We start from the raw sequence: 1167 nt of genomic DNA, 5'->3' as shown, positions 1-1167 counted from the left end.
ATGATTACGTTGGGCCGGACAACCCGGTCCGCTTCATCGAAGCCTTCGTTGATCAGTTGGACCTAGCGAAAGCTGGTTTCATCCGTGTGACGGCGAAGGAGACCGGCCGCCCGGGTTATGATCCGGCCGATCTTTTGAAGCTCTACGTGTACGGCTACATCAACCGGGTGCGATCCAGCCGGCGGCTGGAGGCAGAGGCCCATCGCAATATCGAGGTGATCTGGCTGTTCCGGCACCTGAAGCCCGACTTCCGCACCATTGCCGATTTCCGCCGGGTGAACCGGGCGGCATTCAAGCAGGTGTTCCGGGAGTTCGTCATTCTCTGCCGCCAGCTCGACCTGTTCGGACGCGAACTATTGGCGGTCGATGGCACACGTATCAAGGCGGAACAATAAGGATCGCAACTTCACACGGGGAGCGTTGACGAAGTTCATCAATGAAGCCGACGAGAAACTGGCCGATTACATGAAGCGGCTCGATGAGGGCGATGCGCAAGAGGAGAAAGCCGGTGGCAATGGCGGCGGTACCGGTCGCGGCGATGGTAAACTCGCGGAAAAGATCGCGGCAATCAAAGGCAAGCGGGATCGTCACAAGGCGCTCTTGGACGACTTGGACAAGACCGGCGAGGACCCGATCTCGCTGACCGATCCGGATGCCCGTGCCATGGCGCGCATGACGAAGGTCGGCGTCGGCTACAACATCCAGCTTGCCGTGGATGTGAAGCACAAGCTGATCGCCGAGGAGGAGGTCTGCAATCAGGTACTGGATATGGGGCTTCTGGCACCAACGGTCGAGGCGGTAATGGAAACGCTCGGCGTCGACAGGATCGAGGCGGTGGCGGACCGGGGCTACTTCAAGATCGAGGATATCGAAGCCTGTGAGAAGGCTGGGATCACTGCTTTTGTACCCAAGCCGATCCGCGGTCCCGCCGTGGTCGAGGGTTTCTTCTCCAAGGAGGAATTCCACTACGATCCGGACAAGGACATCTACCTTTGCCCCGCAGACCAGGTGCTCTCACCCCGTCACTTTGGCAAGTCACGCGACAATGTGAAGATCGACTACGTCAACCGTGACGCCTGCAAAGCGTGCCATCTGCGCGAACGCTGTACCAAGGCCTTCCGCCGCGTCTCGCGACTTGAGAACGAGGCGGTGCTCGACCGCATGGCG

General features: G+C 59.7%; 1 pseudogene. It reads left to right on the top strand.

Going from position 1 to position 1167, the window contains the following annotated elements:
• Positions 1–1167, top strand: a pseudogene (locus HGO38_RS31310) (IS1182 family transposase); the annotation flags it as partial.

Source organism: Rhizobium sp. CG5 (assembly GCF_023701945.1).
Classification (GTDB): Bacteria; Pseudomonadota; Alphaproteobacteria; order Rhizobiales; family Rhizobiaceae; genus Allorhizobium.
The sequence above is the reverse complement of the archived record's forward strand: the minus strand, read 5'-3'. Positions and strand labels throughout refer to the sequence as shown.